The 15,814-nt window shown below is 55.8% G+C and carries 12 protein-coding genes; 5 read left to right on the forward strand and 7 right to left on the reverse strand.

Going from position 1 to position 15,814, the window contains the following annotated elements:
* The 7 genes from NZ823_12985 to NZ823_13015 all read right to left on the reverse strand — a co-directional run.
* Positions 1-2,840, reverse strand: a 2,840-nt coding sequence (locus NZ823_12985) for a CHAT domain-containing protein (protein ID MCS6806038.1), incomplete at its 3' end; no start/stop codon positions are given.
* An 81-nt stretch (positions 2,841-2,921) separates the two neighbouring features.
* Complete coding sequence (locus tag NZ823_12990; protein ID MCS6806039.1) at positions 2,922-3,566, reverse strand: hypothetical protein; 645 nt, start codon at positions 3,564-3,566, stop codon at positions 2,922-2,924.
* A 76-nt stretch (positions 3,567-3,642) separates the two neighbouring features.
* The gene (locus NZ823_12995) at positions 3,643-4,278 is read right to left on the reverse strand and encodes a sigma-70 family RNA polymerase sigma factor (GenBank protein MCS6806040.1); all 636 of its coding nucleotides are present in this window, start codon (positions 4,276-4,278) and stop codon (positions 3,643-3,645) included.
* Between the two features lie 192 nt (positions 4,279-4,470).
* Complete coding sequence (locus NZ823_13000; GenBank protein ID MCS6806041.1) at positions 4,471-5,709, reverse strand: pilus assembly protein TadG-related protein; 1,239 nt, start codon at positions 5,707-5,709, stop codon at positions 4,471-4,473.
* A 28-nt stretch (positions 5,710-5,737) separates the two neighbouring features.
* Positions 5,738-6,175, reverse strand: a complete 438-nt coding sequence (locus NZ823_13005) for a pilus assembly protein (protein MCS6806042.1) — start codon at positions 6,173-6,175, stop codon at positions 5,738-5,740.
* A 20-nt stretch (positions 6,176-6,195) separates the two neighbouring features.
* Entirely contained in the window at positions 6,196-6,600 is a 405-nt protein-coding gene (locus NZ823_13010; protein MCS6806043.1) for a pilus assembly protein, read from the reverse strand.
* 346 nt (positions 6,601-6,946) lie between these two features.
* Positions 6,947-8,353: a hypothetical protein gene (locus NZ823_13015; protein ID MCS6806044.1), complete on the reverse strand. Its 1,407-nt coding sequence runs from the start codon at positions 8,351-8,353 to the stop codon at positions 6,947-6,949.
* Positions 8,354-9,673: 1,320 nt separating this feature from the next.
* Between NZ823_13015 and NZ823_13020 the strand changes: the two genes are divergently transcribed.
* From NZ823_13020 to NZ823_13040, 5 genes are all read left to right on the forward strand, one after another.
* Positions 9,674-11,110: an oligosaccharide flippase family protein gene (locus NZ823_13020; protein MCS6806045.1), complete on the forward strand. Its 1,437-nt coding sequence runs from the start codon at positions 9,674-9,676 to the stop codon at positions 11,108-11,110.
* Positions 11,111-11,119: 9 nt separating this feature from the next.
* A complete protein-coding gene (locus tag NZ823_13025; protein MCS6806046.1) occupies positions 11,120-12,013 on the forward strand; it encodes a class I SAM-dependent methyltransferase in 894 nt (297 codons plus the stop codon).
* 74 nt (positions 12,014-12,087) lie between these two features.
* Positions 12,088-13,206 carry a DegT/DnrJ/EryC1/StrS family aminotransferase gene (locus tag NZ823_13030; protein ID MCS6806047.1) on the forward strand — a complete coding sequence of 373 codons (1,119 nt, stop codon included), beginning with the start codon at positions 12,088-12,090 and terminating at the stop codon, positions 13,204-13,206.
* 28 nt (positions 13,207-13,234) lie between these two features.
* Positions 13,235-14,239: a GNAT family N-acetyltransferase gene (locus tag NZ823_13035; protein MCS6806048.1), complete on the forward strand. Its 1,005-nt coding sequence runs from the start codon at positions 13,235-13,237 to the stop codon at positions 14,237-14,239.
* A gap of 151 nt (positions 14,240-14,390) precedes the next feature.
* Positions 14,391-15,698, forward strand: coding sequence for a hypothetical protein (locus NZ823_13040; protein ID MCS6806049.1), 1,308 nt, complete (start codon positions 14,391-14,393; stop codon positions 15,696-15,698).
* Positions 15,699-15,814 lie beyond the last annotated feature (116 nt).

Here is a 15,814-nt window from a genome sequence, read left to right on the forward strand (position 1 = left end):
TCCATCAACCGCGCCGTCGAACCATCATGCACCATCCATAAACTCACCACCAACGACGGCGCCCCCGCATACAAAAACCCTCGCATCAACCCAAACAACTCATCCCCAGGAAATACCTCGTTCATCCCCGTCTCACACGCACTCAACGTCACCAACTCCGCCCGCACATCCAAATTGAAAATGTCATACAAGTTCAACCACGTGTCGCTCAACTTCAACGCCGAAAACATCGGATTGTCACGCCGAAACACACCGTGCGTGGCCAGGTGGATCCACCGCGCCCGCTCACCCTGCTGCCGCACACGCGACAACGTCGCCTCTTCCCCCATCACCACCATCGCCTCCGGCCACAACTGCTTCAGCCTCGCCACTTCCTCGGCAATCATCGGCGCCGCTTCATCCGCAACCCCGATGATCAACAGCCCATCCCCCACCAACCAACCCCCATCATCCCCATCACCATGTTGCCATCTTCCCTCCCTCATCCCTTCACGGCTCACCCCCACATCCCACTCACGCCCGCCCCGCAATCGCCCCGCCTTCTCCACACACAACTTGTAGACGCTGGCGCTGGGCACATAGGACATTTCATACCGATCCACCAGATACTGCGCCCCATCATGCAACGCATGAAACGGCACGTAATGCAATAACCCATGCGGCGCGATGATCAACCTTTTGCCATCCAGCGCCGATTCGAGCGGCTGAACCAACGAGCGATAGAGGCTCTGCAAATACTGGTTAGAAAGCGCATGCAAACTGGGCGGATAAGCCTGAGGACATTGTTCACTCAAGCGAAACTGGTCCCAGTTAAACCTCAACCATTGAACCACAGACGCTGTGCCCGACGCTGTCGCCAGATCGTGAAACACGCAGGCCGACGCCGGGCTGACGACGAACGCCTGCACATGATCATTGATTACCAAATACTCGACGAACACTTCATCATCGGCGAGGTCGCGTTGTATCTGATCTATGTTGATTCGGGGAGCAGCGTGCAATGAGGCATACTCAGCATCGGCGAGGCTCAATTGCCGCGCCAGCCGAGCCAATTGCTGCTCGCGTTGATGCACTTCGTTCTGCAACTGCGCTCCTAGCCAACTGGGACGTTCACGCGTCCGGTTGTCAAACTGATTGACGCGGCTATAGTAGTAGTCGAGTTCCTCACGCAGCCGATTCCATTCCTGATAGAGCTGCTCGGTCGAAGGCTCATGGGTTTTGCTGGCAATGTTTCGCTCACCGCTCAGCAGCTCGACCAGCGAGCGCGATTTGGCGGCCTGCGCATAGGCAAACGCTTCATCAATTTTTTCCGGCGTCCCTGCCCTCAAGCACAACTGAATGAGGTCTTCGTATACACGCAGCTTATCTCTGAGGAAGGTGGACTTGAACTCATCCACGCAGATGCTACTGCGCATAGCTTCCAGATACTCAATGGCCTTGACGTAATACTGCGACGCCTGTTGCGTTTGCCCGGTTTGCTCCATCAGATTGCCCAGCAGGTGCAAGCACTGAAATTGGAGCCACGGGGCTTCTGTTTCACCGATTCGGTGCAACGCCGAGCGGCACCATGCATCAGCCGTTTGCGTCTCGTTCTGCGATAGCTTCAGTCGGGCCAATTGCAGTTCAGCGGCAGCCGCTTTGACCGGCAGATGTTGTTCAATGAAAAGCTCTCGAGCCTCCAAGCAAAGTTCTATAGCGCGCTCCTGTTGGCCTCGCGCCGCGCAAACGCCACCCAGGTAAAGAGCGGTGAGCGCTGCCAATACCTGGTTCTTTTCGGCGATAAAACCCTCGCGCGCCTGCTGCAACTGTTGCTCAGCGCCGGCCAAATCCTTCAGGTGCATGTCGCACAGTCCCAGGTACATTCTCGCCTTCGCTGTCTCATACGCCATGCCCAGGCGAGTGAATTGCTCCACGGCCGTTTGCGCCGATTGATGGGCTTCCTGGTATTGGTTGAGCTGCAAGTAGACTTCGGCCACATCCAGCGTGCAGAGGGCCTCCATCACCACGTCACCCAACTGGCGTCCACGCGCGCGAGCTCGGTCAAACAGTTTGAGGCTCTCCTGAAATTTGCCGCGCTGGAAATAGAGCCATGCCAAGCTGTACTCGACGTTATTGACCCCGACGGGCATGCTCAATTGCTCAAAGCCGCGCCGAGCTTCCTCATACAGAGCGCAAGCCCGGTCAAACTCATTCAAGGCGCTGTACTGATTGGCGGCATTAAAATTGTTGATCGCCTCTCCCTTCCGGTCCTGATGAGCTGCGAAGAGAGCGCGGGCGCGATCGTAGAACGTCAACGCCTCGTGGTAACGATCCAAGCGATGGTAGATATTACCGACGTTCGTTTCTAATTGGGCTAACAGGATCGGTTGGTCGAACGCTTGAAAAACGGCTCGCGCTTGTTCGGCTGACGTCAACGCAGCGTCATACTCGCCCAGGTACATCAACACATCGAGTTTTGCTCGCGTCACGCGTGCGGCTTCGACAACCTGACCCGATTGGGCGTAAATCATCTCCGCTTGCTCGTAAGCCCGTCGGGCTTCTGTGTAACGTCCGGCGCAATGCAATGCCTGCGCATGAGCGTGATGCGCCAAGGCAGCGCCTACCGGTTCGTGGCAAGCGGCGGCGGCAGCTTGAGTAATTTCAGCGAGCTTGATGGCACGGGGAATATCGGCGCAGACGAGCTGAGAGACGTGATCTTTGAGCCGTCGAATGACAGAGGTCGGGATTGGCCTCAGCGGATCGCCAAGGACCTGACTGACTTGATCGCCATCGGAAAGTCCAATCAACGTTTGGGCGAGTTCTTCCTCACTCCATGTTGCTGGTGAACTCGGTTCCGTCATGACGAGCTCCTGAACTTCAAAACCACCAATGCCGAAGCTGAGCTGCTTGTCAACGCCAACTCGATGAATCGGCCACTGCCGTTAGTTGACGGCGTCAGTCCGGTTCGCGCCAGTGGTCGCGCACAGCCCGACGATCTTAATGAAGGTCTCTTCCAACCTCAGGCACAGGTCGTAGGTTCCCTCACTGAGGCCGTCGAACACGAACAACCCATGATGATTGACGCTGACCGCTTGCACCAAACGGGCCTCCTGCCATAACTCGACTTGCGCTTGAGCGACTGCGCTGAAATCTCGGTGCAGCGGAATTGCCTGACCCATAATACTGATTGTTTCCGGCAGCGCAGCGGGGCGGATAATCAAATTGATGTTGTAATCTCCTGCTTGATACACCACCTGCCGAGCGGCGTGACCGCCTTGGCGAACGCCGGCCAAAGTGGCCCCCATGAAACTATCGAATACCAAACGGACCGGGATGCCTTCCGTCAGAAATTCGTCAGCGTCAGTGATCTCTGTAAGGATGCGCTCCATCGTCTGGTCAATCAACCATGCCGGTGGCTGCTGGTACTGGGGACAGGTGGCAGCCGCTACGATGTGTTGCGCGTAGCAGAATTCGCGGCAGCACACATCACACCCAGTGTCCAAATGTTGGTGGATGCGCAGCGCTTCATCGGCTGGCACGTGCTGCATCGCTGTGGCGAAGAGTTGTTCAAATGTTGGACAGGTCATTGTATGCTCCTCAGAGTTTCGATGATTATCTCCATTCCGGCAGAAGAAGTGTCTTGACCATTGAGAAAAATACACCTCAGCTTGGTGAAAAACCGATCTGTTCTAGGGTACGCCGCAATCGTTGCAGGCATCGGCCGCGCTTTGGGCCAACAGAGGAGACGGGCCAGTTCAATGCCCCGGCAATTGCCTCATACGACGGCGGCTCATCTTCGTAAAACAGCCGGGTCAACAAACCACGACACGGCTCGTCCAGCATCGTCACAGCCTGATGCACCAGATGGGCCTGCTGCAACTGCTGGAGCTTCTCATCGGGCAGAGCGGCCGTATCCACCGGATCGTTGGCGCGTTGCTCCGCTTCGTCGGGCGCCGACCAATAACGCCGGCGACGCTGCCGCAGCCGTTGGCAATGGCGTCGCGTGGTCGTTGCGATCCACGCGACGAGCTTGGATGGATCATGCAGCCGTTGCAAGCCCTGCACCAGCGCCAGGCAAACCGATTGAAAGATGTCCGGCACGTCCTCGGGCGGCGCTTCTGCCCAGGCAATCGAATAGATCAATCCGCCGTGTCGCTCCAGCAACACGCGCCAAGCCTCTTCATCTTTGTTCAAACATAACTCGATCAATTCCGCATCCGGTAGCTTGTAGTGGAGACGTGAATCGAGCGAAACGGAAATCGGCACGGGACCGACAGCATCGTGAGTCAGCGTTGACATGGTTACTCCTTGATGGAATTCCGGTGGTACCATCGTGCGGAGTGACCTTCTGCCGGTGCTCCACCATTATCGCCATACGCGACCAATACCTCAATCCGTACAATTACGTATGTTGGGCGACATCTTTACCGACCTTTGATAGCTGCTTAGGTTCAACCAGCAGTAGCGGCGCTACTGTCGGCCGTTCAACGTTCACTCGTATCGCAGTGGGTCCGCCAAGCGAACCGATCCCAGCAATCGTCCGGCGGCGCCGCTGGAGTTTGGCGCGGGATTCGTCGGCGCGTCGTCCATGACGCATTCGTACATGCGCTTGTGAATGAAGTAGCCCCAGATGCCGTGCCCGCTGCCGGTCGGACGAGTCACGAAAAAGGCGCCGATATTACTGATGGTCAACGATTGATTGTTGCCTGGCGGCGGCAACGTCGGATTGATGAACGCCATGGGAATGATCCGAGGACTCTTATTGATTGGATAGCGGTCGCTCCAGACGACCCATCTGCCGTTGGCATCGCGAATGAGCCGCGCATTGGGGTCTTTAGCGATCAACTCGTTAATCGCCGCCTTACTCGTGTTGGCCAATGAACGTTGATCGGGCATCGTCTGCATCGTATAGCCGACGCCCAGCCGGCCTCTCCACCCATTGACGATATTGCTGCGGTAATCACCGCCGAGGTTGATCTGATACATGGTCCCAGGGATGCCAAGCCCGACCCAATTCTCCAACCGAACCTCCACACCGTTGACATCGCGCGGCGCCATAAAACCGGTGATGGCGCCGGGACCACAAGCTGTTTGATTGCTGATATCTTGTCCTCTGAAGCTCGGATCATACGGCGACAGGTAGTAATCGCGGCCCGTCACTTTCCGGCCATTGACAGTCCAGGTGTGCACATTCGGATTGAAGGGCCCGTGCGATTCGTTGTCACGCGTTGGATAAACGCAGACGTCTCCATGCACAAACTGATCGAGCGTGGCATACGGTCGCCATTCACCGACGCATTCTGTAACTGGCGCCACAATACTGGCTGACCGGACGCGCACATTGACGCTCTCAATGCCGAACATCCGCGCGAAAAAGGTCGGCACCGGCCGCGTCAGGTCCACGAGCACAACATTGGGATTGGGGAAACGGATTTCATTGGCAGCGATTGTCGCCGCTTTTCCATTCACTTTATTCATCGCGGCATACTGCATGGCACGCTGCTTGGCTTGGCCATCGGCCGTATAATTGCCGGGTTGATCCATTGCGCCTTGTCCCCCGGCCAGTGCAGCGGCATCGGCAGCATTTTGTAATTGGTTGCGAACGACAAAAATATAACCGGCGTCAATGGCCAACGCCGCCGCAGCCAGCAACGGCACGAGCGCCACAGCCACCAAGGTAACTGCTGATCCACGATCTCGTCTACGTTGGGTTTGCTTTGTTATCATCATTTTATCCTCCCTGTTGATCGCTTCATGCTTACTCACGCAGCATGCTGCTGGTTGAATTCAAACGAATGGGGCGTTCGCCGCCCATCATCTTCAACGTAAATGAATCCACCGAATACTGAATCGTCACGACCGCTGGCTCAGATGTTCTGGCTCGCGCGCCAGACACAGTCACGCGAGCCTGCGACGCGCGCAGGCCTGCCGTCTCCAAATAAGACCGGACGCGCAGATGAACCTCCGATTCGCTGGCGTCACTCCAACTGGCATAGAGCGCGCCTTCACGCGCTGCATGAGTGATCGCATGTTGCACCATTAAAATCCGTGCGAAATCAATCATCCCGATCAGGATCAAGACGAGCGCCGGCGCCAGCAAGCTCATTTCAACTATGCCCTGCCCGCGCGCGCAGCGTCGCCTGCATGAGATGACGTCAATCATCGCTGAGTTCTGCTGAGGGATATGCTGTAACATCTCTGCCTCCTCTGGTCTCTTCATAAGCTCATGATCGTGGTGGCCTGCAATTCATTTGGCACGACCCCTTGACCGACCAGCAACTGAAACACTTGTTGCACGGGTGAATGAAACCGATAGAGAACGGTCACTGTCGCCTTGCCGGCCTTCTGATCCAAACTGAGCTGAACGTTGACAGGACCATCCAAGCCGGCCTGCCGGCAGTAATTGGTCACAACCGCCTGGACCGTGCCGGAAGTTCCATTGGGCTGCGACGCGCGCCGCGCGCCCACCCGTGACGCATTGGTGATGATCTGTTGCGTGTGCATCATCAAACCGATGTGTGTTACTCCCGACAACACCAGAATCAACAACGGCGTCACGAGCGCAAATTCCAACAAGCCTTGACCTCGTTCACGTCTTCGTTGGTGTATCTTTTGATTCATTGCACTCACCTCCTGATCATTGGCTCATCTTTTGTTTCCCACCACGCCCGCCCTCGTTGAAGGCATCTGTCAGTAGACGGCATACAGGTGCAGGGAACTGCTGCGAAAATACACCTGCTGCCAAAAAAGAATGAGTCGGATTGAACTGCGAAGGGCGCCAAGAATTACCCAGCAGCGTCGGCGCTGCTTTGTGCTCGTGGAGCGCACCGTAGTTCGCATCTATCGGTGGGTGTTGAAAGAAAGAACGGCAGGCAACCACGCATGGCCGCCTGCCGGCAACGACGTTGAGATGTGAGGCATCGGCCCCCTTCCCTTCCCAGCCGATGCCTGTTATGGGGAGTCAGCCCTACCGCGGAACGTAGACACCTCCCCTCAATACCAGACTGCCGTACTGGTCGCCGTTAATCAGCGGCTGCGAGCACGACGTATGGAAGATGACGCGCTGAAGCAATGGGCCGCCTTGCGAGGCAAAAATCTCCACTCGTGTATTTGTGCCGAGTCTGGTTTTGCCGGCATTGCGCGCGTCAATAATAAACGTCTGGCCCTCGAGCACCGTCCCTTGGAACCACACCAGTCCGTCTTTTTCATCGGTGGCGCGAATGAACACAGACGATGTCAACCTACCGAAATCTGTGCATGAAACTTTGCTCGGGTCCTGTGAATGATCGGTCGCCGAGCAGTCTTCGGCGGTGTACTCCAACGTCAAGGATTGAGGTTTCACACCACCCTCGCACGGGTCGGGCTCGGCGGCATCCACGCCGCAGGCTTCCAGCACAAGGCTGCCGAACTGATCGCCCGTGCGCAGTGGCTGCGAGCAGGACGTGTGGAATTTGACCGTCTGCAACAACGGTCTATTCCCCACTGTACTGTAGATGAACACATACGTATCCGACTTCAGGTGTTTTTCACGGCCGGCATCAATGACGAACGTCTCGTTCAGATTGACCGTGCCGTCAAACCACACTTTGGCCTTCGAGTCATTGGGATTGCTCTTATTGGTGGTGCGAATGCGCACCGGTGAAGCAAAATTCGGGTTACCTGTACAGGTCACTTTGCCGGGCGCTTGCGCATGATTGGACGCGCTGCAATCCTCACCGGTGTAGCGCATCGTCAGCATACGCGGTTTCTTCTTGCGGTCGGGGCAGCAATCCTGCGGCTGCTGCGGCGGGCAGCAAAATTGCAGGTCGTCAATCAACGCCACGCCGCGAATCTCCACTTTGCTGATGACGCAGGTCTGAAACTGAATGGACAACTCGCGGAAGTTACAAAACGGTTTGTTGTCATTCGTCTTCAACCCTGACACGATACCCAGCGAGGCGCCCGTGTTGTTGAATGCCTCCAGGTAGACCGTGTTGCAGGAGGCGTACTTGAATTTAACCGATTGCACCGGCTGCTGGAACCAGATGGCCGCGCCGGGCGCCGTATCACTGGTAATGCCGCACCGCGGATTACCCAGTGATAAATGCCCGACCTTATTGCCCGACGGAATCGCACTGCACACGGCATCAGCGTGCGTACGTTTATCCAGCACGTCCCAGGCCACGCCCCGCCAGGTATCAAACGTTTCAAACGTCACCCCCAGATGGGCGTAAAAATCGCCGATCAATGCCCCTGTGGCTGTATCAGCGACACCTTCAAAATCAATGGTGGTACAGCCCTGACTCTGAGCCTGAATCTTTGTCGGCGCCGGAGCAGCCCACAATAGGCCCAGCAGCAGGAGACCGAGACCGAACACTAGGATTTTGTGTCTCACTTGTTACTCCTCCTTTCTCAGTTGATTTGTCGCAACACACCCTCCCCCTTTGTAGTCCGTCTCGAGTCTGTTGTTGGCGCGGAACTGCCGCGCGCCGTACAAGTGCAGCAACGTGGAAGGAAAATACACCCCTGTGAAAAATCAACAGGGATAGAGAGCCAGCGCAGGATTGTTGTTTGATCCATCCTGTCGCTCCCCCTATCCAGTTTGTTGTCGTAACGATCGTCTAAGGAACCGCCCAAGAGGTTACACCCACCACGAACCATGAACCATCACGCGTTGTCGTGTCGTGTGCAGCGCCAGGGTAATTCCCGTGCTGCCGACGGACACGAACAAGTTTCCCCATCCTTGTGATTCCGTCTTCATCCGTGGTGATTTTCCAAGGAATCCCCCAAGAACGTACATTCACCACGAAGGAGGTAAACGAGGTAGCGCAAGTTGCGAACTTGCGCCGCACCTATTTTCCGAGGACCGAGCTCAATACAGGGCGTCGTTAGACGCCGCCAGAGGGTAGCCTGCGCGCCAGGAAGAATGAGCATGGATCACGGGCGGGAACGCCTGCGCTACATTCTCAAGGGAACCACCCATGTGCTTCGCGCTCGCCACGAAGCGTGAAAATGGTTATTTGCAGAGGAGTCGGGCGGCCACGGCGAGCCGCCCGTACAGGGTGGCTGTGGGCTCGCGTTTTTGCCAGGAAAGCGGGCAGGCCTGTATGGGGGCCTCGCTGTGGGCCCCCGCGTAGAATGCGTCTGAGCGGATAGGACCGAATTCTTCAACCCGCAATTGGTACTGTCCCTCTGTGTTCATCAGTGCTGTTTCCGAGGAATCGCTCAAATGTTATTTCAGAGCAATCGCCCATGTGCAAACGCACGGCACGAACGATGAAAATAGAATGCTTTCGTGAGGTTCGTGTGTTTCGTGGGCGATTTTCGGAGGAGTCGGGCGGCCACGGCGAGCCGCCCGTACAGGGTGGCTGTGAGCTCGCGTTTTTGCCAGGAAAGCGGGCAGGCCTGTATGGGGGCCTCGCTGTGGGCCCCCGCGTAGAATGCGTGTGAGCGGATAGGACCGAATTCTTCAACCCGCAATTGGTACTGTCCATCTGTGTTCATTAGTGGTGTTTCCGAGGAATCGCTCAAATGTTTTCAGAGCAATCGCCCATGTGCAAACGCACGGCACGAACGATGAAAATAGAATGCTTTCGTGAGGTTCGTGTGTTTCGTGGGCGATTTTCGTAGGAGTTCTACATGCCGTCCGGACGATGCCCAGAAACGATGAAAAACGCCACAGGCAGGAATGCCTGTGCCACTTTTTCTGAGGAGCATGATTGATCAAATCAGACTGCTTGGTCGTGGGCTTTTCATCCCGCAGCCAGACAATCGCGGTCAGGAGCGGCTCCGGCGCGCTGGCTTGACGGGGATCACGGCGATGCTCTCTCATGGCTTGGTGATCGCCACAGGACTCATCTCAGTGCCTTTGACGATCAATTATCTTGGCCAGGAACGCTACGGTGTTTGGTTAACCATCAACAGTCTTCTGAATTGGCTTGCCGTCGCCAACTTGGGGTTTAGCGGCAATGCATTGATCAACAGTTTAGCTGAAGCCAATGGCAAAGATGATCGTGAATTGGAACGAGAATTGGTGGCAACGGCTTTCTGGAGCCTGATCGGCCTGGCAGTGTTGCTGAGCGTGGTCTTTGCGGTGATATTCCCAATGATTTCGTGGCCGGCTGTGTTCAATGTCACATCGTCGGTGTCGTTAGGTGAGTTACACTGGGCTGTGATTCTGTCGCTAGCTGGCTTCGTGTTGATGTTTCCTCTGAACATCACCGGTACGATTTACCAGGGCTATCAAGCTGGCTACATCGGCAATGTATGGTCAATGGCCGGCAGCATTCTCTCGTTGATGGCGTTGGTTGGCGTCACGCGTTTTCAGGGTGGTCTTATCCATCTAGTTCTTGCAATGTTTGGTGTACGGATTCTGGTTCTGCTGGTCAATCTGGGCTACCTGTTTTGTTGGCAATATCCTTGGTTGCGTCCGCTGCCGAGCGCGGCGACCCGCCGTTCGTTTCGTCGGCTGTTGTCGTTGGGGAGTAAGTATCTAGTCGCGCAGGTGGCCGGGATTGGGATGTTCCATAGCCAGCCGATGATCATTGCGCAGGTATTAGGGCCGGTGCAGGTGGGTATTTTTAATGTTGCTCAGCGGTTGCTAACGTTGCCGTTGTTGATGATTCAACTCTTCGCGTTTCCACTGCTGTCGGCCTACGGCGAAGCGCACGCGCGGCAGGATTGGTCTTGGATTCGTCGCACGTTTTGGCGTTCGCTGATCATTTCGACACTGGTGGGAGTAGTCCTTGCTGTTGGTCTGGCTGCGTTCGTCGTGCCGATCATTCGGGTGTGGGCTGGTCCCGCGATGGTGCCCGAGCCGGGGCTGATCACGTGGTTGACTGTCTATGTGCTGGTCGCGGTGGTAGCGACGCCGGCTTCGGTGATGTTATATGGGCTGGAACGGGTCGGTGGTCAGGCGGTAGCAGCTTTGATCAACGCGCTGGGCACAATTCTGCTAGGAATTTGGTTCACGCGGGCGTGGGGATTATCCGGCACAGCGGCTGCGATGGCGCTCTCCTTAGCTGCGGTAAATCTCACTGTACAGTTCATCATGGTTAGATCGGCATTGCGTGCAATGGCATCTCAACAGCCTTCTGAGAGAACTGTGCAGCAATACGGGTTCAACTTCGATGTTGAAACTCGGCTGCATTGACTGCTTTTGATGATGATTAACGAGCTGCGTCAATCCTGGCACCTTCGCCGCTTGGCGGCGCAAAAACGGATGCAGTTATATGGATGGAAGCTTCAATATAGCCTGGCGCGAATGCGACTGAGTGAGTTTGGTCTAAGCCGCCAGAATGATAATCCCGACTCAGTCACGATGGTGCAGAATTGTTTGCCCAATACGGGTGGTCTGCCGGTGGACCCGATGCTTGACACCCCACAGAGTATCTTGTCGTCCGTTATAAATCCTGCTTGTCGCAGTGCCAACGTTGCCGGTTTTGAAGGATTGGCGCTGGATGACGGCTTGGTGTTCACCGACGAATACAAACACTTCAGTTATTTTAGGCTGGCGAAAGCCATTGGCTGGATTGCGCGAGATCAGTTGAGGCGCTCCCGAGGTTCACTGTTAGAACTGGGCTGTGGCGGTGGGGACCTCTTCAGGTTCCTTCGCCTCTTTGGGTTCAATCAGTATATCGGAGTGGATGGCAATCCGGTGGCGCTGCGCTACAGTCCGCACGTTCAAGGTTATGAACGCCACTTTCGTCTTTTGAATCTTCAGCAAGAAATTGATTTCAGAATGCTGTTTGATGTGGTTTGCTCGTTTGAAGTGTTGGAACATATCCCGGAAGCGCAGCTCGATCATTTCATCAAAACGATTCGGAATCATTTGGGGTCCCACTCGCTGTTTCTTGGCACGGCTTCATTGCAAAGTGGGTTAGATGTGCACGTGACCGTTCGCCCTCGCTCTTTTTGGTTAGAGCAGTTTCGGCGATTTGGGCTGGCGCCCCATCCCAAGCATCGAGTGTATGAACAGCTCCTTGCCACTCATCACCCGTTCAACTGGGATGCGAGCAATACCAACGTATTCGCGTTGAGCGTGGTCAATGAGTGACATGAGCTTTTTGGTCAGTTGCTGATTCATCTTTCTCCGCGTCGGTCAAGCTCAGGCAAACACGCATGAGTCGCATGAGAGCGCAGTCGTCATCAATCAGTTTTTTTCATAGTCACATTTCGCCTCGCGCGATCGAGTTGGTCACCGAGGTGCTGCATTCCGGTTGGGTCAATGAGGGCGAGATGGTCAGGAGGTTCGAAGCAAGCCTGACCGACGTGCTTGGCCTACGTCATCCGGTGACGGTCAACAGTGGGACCTCCGCCTTACATCTGGCGCTGGCGCTGTCGGGTGTACGTCCGGGCGATGAAGTGATCCTGCCGGCTCAGACGTTCGTGGCCACCGGCCTGGTTGTTCTCATGCAAGGCGCAACGCCGGTTTTTGCTGATATTGATCCGCTGACGGGTGTCATCTCGCCTGAATCCATCGCCGAGAAGATCACGCCGCGTACACGGGCGGTGATACCGGTGCATTGGGGTGGCTACCCCTGTGACCTTGATGAGATTCATGCCATTGCTGCTGCGCACGAGTTGAGCGTCATTGAGGATGCAGCCCACGCGTTGGGCGCGACCTATAAGGGACGCCCAATCGGCGCGATTTCTCGATTCACCGCGTTTTCGTTTCAGGCCATCAAGCATCTGACGACCGGCGATGGAGGGGCGCTCTGTTGTCAGAATGAAGAGGACGCTAAGGCGGCGGTTGCACGACGTTGGTTCGGCATGGACCGAGCCGCGCGTCAACCCAGTTTGCTTGGCGCTCGCGGCATAGACATCAAGACCCTTGGTTACAAGTACCACATGAACAACGTCGCAGCGGCCATCGGACTGGGCAATCTGGAAGACTTTCCGGCCCGATTGGCGCGTCGCCGGCAGATTGCCGCCTTTTATCGCAGCGAACTTGAGCATTGCGCCGGTCTGCAGCTCCTGCAACTGAAACCGGATCGTGAGCATGCCTATTGGTTGTTCACGTTGCTAGTAGACCGACGAGAAGATTTCGTTCGCCGCTTGGCCGAACGGGGCATTCCCACGTCCGTCGTTGACTTGCGCATTGACCAAAACAGTGTTTTTGGCGGGCCACGAGCTTTACCAGGCCAGGCAGAGTTCGATCAACGACAAATCTCTATCCCACTGCATGAGAACTTGAGCGATTCTCAAGTTGAGTGGATTGTCGAAGCGATCAAAGAAGTCGCTGGGTAGTGCCCCTGTGGTGAGACGGAGGACGGCAGTGGACAATAAAGCTCAGAAACCGCGCCTTCCTGTGAGGCTTCGTCTGGCTCAAAACAACGCAGACGATAGCCGGCGATTTTGTGAGCTTTCCAATGCTCTCTATGTGCGGAAAGTTGATGAGGCGTACTACCGCTGGCAATTTTTCGACACGCCGTTTCCCAGTTTATTGATGATGGCCATGACCGAAGATGACCAACTGGCTGGATGTTACGCTTACCATCTCCGCTCACTGGCTGCAACCGGCGAGCCGTTGGCTATGGCATTGGACATCATGGTCGCCCCGCAATTTCAGAGGCAGGGTGTTTTTCGAGCGTTGGCCCATGAAGCCTTAAGCCAGATGCAACGCTACAACCCTGTGGCGGCTTACGTCATGGCCAATGAACGCGCAGATCAAGCACACGTGCATGGATTAGGATGGAGACGGGTTAATCGCTTGGCCGATTGGATATGCTCCACGGCGACTGTTGCCGACGCTGAACGGCACGGCGTCAGTGTAATCCCCATCCGTATGCTGACACCGGACGACGAGCAATTCATCAACCAGGTTGAGCAATCTCGCCGCAGCAAACAGCTCTTTGCTTTTTCGCGCAGCGCCGTATTGTTGACATGGCGTTTCCTACGGAATCCCCGATATGCTTATGAGCTGTTTCGCTGTGAGCATCGTGGCCATCTGTTTGGATTCCTCGTGCTCAAGACGTTCCGTGATCCTGTGAGTGGACAAGGCCTGGGCGATATAGTGGACCTGATATGGGCTGAGGATGATCCCGACGTCTTGTCGCAAATCCTTAAATTTGCTTTGAACTATTTCCATCGTCGCCGGCTCGATAGAGCGGTAGCGTGGTTTCAGACCAACACCGTTCTTGATCAGGTTGGGGAAGCACTCGGATTTGCGCCGACCGATCGTTATCGCAACCTGTGTTGTTCAGTCTTGAATGAAGATTATCTTGCGTTGGAAGAAGCCAGCCGCTGGTTTCTCACGCCGGCAGATACGGACCTCTACTAGTGAAATGTTGTGAGACTTTGCCGGCAGGTTCATCATCGCTCATGATTCAGACCAGCGCGCGCCAAAATAATCGTCGTGGAAAGACCCGTGTTTGTTGAATACCGGCTCGTGTTTTTTCAGGATATTTTCAGCCTGAGTCTCTGACCCTGTTATGTTCGAGCGAGTTCTTCTCATTGACTCCGGGATGAAGAACCTGGGCGGGCACAATTTCACCTACACCCGCGCCGTGCAAGCCGCCTTTGAGCAGCGCGGCTACATGGTGACGGTGTTCACCAATAAGCAATTGCCCGATGAAGTCGTCAACGCGACCGGGTATCGTCCGGTGTTCACTTATGGCGCGTATGATTTTCCACAAGGGCGCAGTCGTGTGGTTCGTCTGCTGCGCCTTTACCAGCAGGCGCGCGTCTATCGTCAGGAGTTAGAATCGGCGCTTGCGCCGGCGTGCGCCGATCATTACTCGCTGATCTTTTGCCACACGGTGAACGATTTTGAGTTGATTGCCTGGAGCGATTACGTCTCACGACACCCGCTGGCAGGGCATTTGATGATACTGCTACGTCACACGCACGGCTTTCGGTCGTGTCATCCGCTGAAGCTCTCCTGGCATCCCTACTGGCGGATCAAGCCGCACTACCTGAATGCTCTGTATACTCGGCTTGGTGGCCGGTTCACGCTGTTAACCGATAGTGAGTTGTTGACCGAAGATTTTGCCAGCATGTACCGGCATCGCATCGTGACGGTGCCGATCCCCGTTTCCGAACAATTACTGAACGCTCATGCCGAGGGCGATCGCTCGAGCGCGTCGCTGCACGTGCGTGAGAACGTGAATCGAGCCGGCGGCTTGTGTATCGGCTACATGGGCGACGCGCGTGGCGCGAAAGGTTTTCATCTGATGCCAGGGCTGGTCAGGCAAGTGTTAGCTGAAACCGACGAAGGCATCCGATTTGTGATTCAATGCCCGCCCTCCGCCAGCGGAGCCAACAACGGGCAACCGGCTGAGGAGACCGTCCAATTAGAGCAATTACAGCAGGTGGCACACGCTGCCCCAACGCGCGTCACATTGATTGCCGAGCGATTAACCGAGCGCGATTACGCTCAATTGTTTCATCATCTGGATATCGTTGTGTTGCCCTATCTGGCCGATTATTATGCTCACGGCACAGCCAGTATCTTTGCCGAGGCGCTGGCGTTGGCCAAGCCCGTGGTTGTTCCAGCCGGCACGTGGATGGCGCGTGAGCTGGCCAAATCCGGCGGTGGCGAAACGTTTCAGAGCGGCAATGTAGTGGATTTAACGGCAAAAGTTTTGCAGGTCATTCGCCGATACGAGCATTACGCGACGAAGGCTCAATCCTTCAGCGCCGCTTGGCGAGCGTTTCATAATCCACACACGCTAGTTGATCTGTTGTTACAGGAGAGTCAGGCGGCGACCAACGAACGGCGGCACGGCTGTATTTCGTGAGCATGAGCGTGGTGATGTTGAAGTGGCGATGAGGCTGAAGAGCATGCGTTGTGTAGCGCAGTTGTGTTTCGTGAGCGTCGCCATGCCGCTGCCGCGTAGCGGCCCATTCAGGTTAG

It is taken from the genome of Blastocatellia bacterium (assembly GCA_025054955.1).
In the GTDB taxonomy this organism is placed as follows: Bacteria; Acidobacteriota; Blastocatellia; order HR10; family J050; genus JANWZE01.

Excerpts from the sequence above, each read along its gene's own strand:
- NZ823_12990 (MCS6806039.1), bottom strand. The coding sequence starts at position 3,566 with ATGACCTGTCCAACATTTGAACAACTCTTCGCCACAGCGATGCAGCAC.
- NZ823_12995 (MCS6806040.1), bottom strand. The coding sequence starts at position 4,278 with ATGTCAACGCTGACTCACGATGCTGTCGGTCCCGTGCCGATTTCCGTT.
- NZ823_13000 (MCS6806041.1), bottom strand. The coding sequence starts at position 5,709 with ATGATGATAACAAAGCAAACCCAACGTAGACGAGATCGTGGATCAGCA.
- NZ823_13005 (MCS6806042.1), bottom strand. The coding sequence starts at position 6,175 with ATGTTACAGCATATCCCTCAGCAGAACTCAGCGATGATTGACGTCATC.
- NZ823_13010 (MCS6806043.1), bottom strand. The coding sequence starts at position 6,600 with ATGAATCAAAAGATACACCAACGAAGACGTGAACGAGGTCAAGGCTTG.
- NZ823_13020 (MCS6806045.1), top strand. The coding sequence starts at position 9,674 with ATGATTGATCAAATCAGACTGCTTGGTCGTGGGCTTTTCATCCCGCAG.
- NZ823_13025 (MCS6806046.1), top strand. The coding sequence starts at position 11,120 with ATGATGATTAACGAGCTGCGTCAATCCTGGCACCTTCGCCGCTTGGCG.
- NZ823_13030 (MCS6806047.1), top strand. The coding sequence starts at position 12,088 with ATGAGAGCGCAGTCGTCATCAATCAGTTTTTTTCATAGTCACATTTCG.
- NZ823_13040 (MCS6806049.1), top strand. The coding sequence starts at position 14,391 with ATGTTCGAGCGAGTTCTTCTCATTGACTCCGGGATGAAGAACCTGGGC.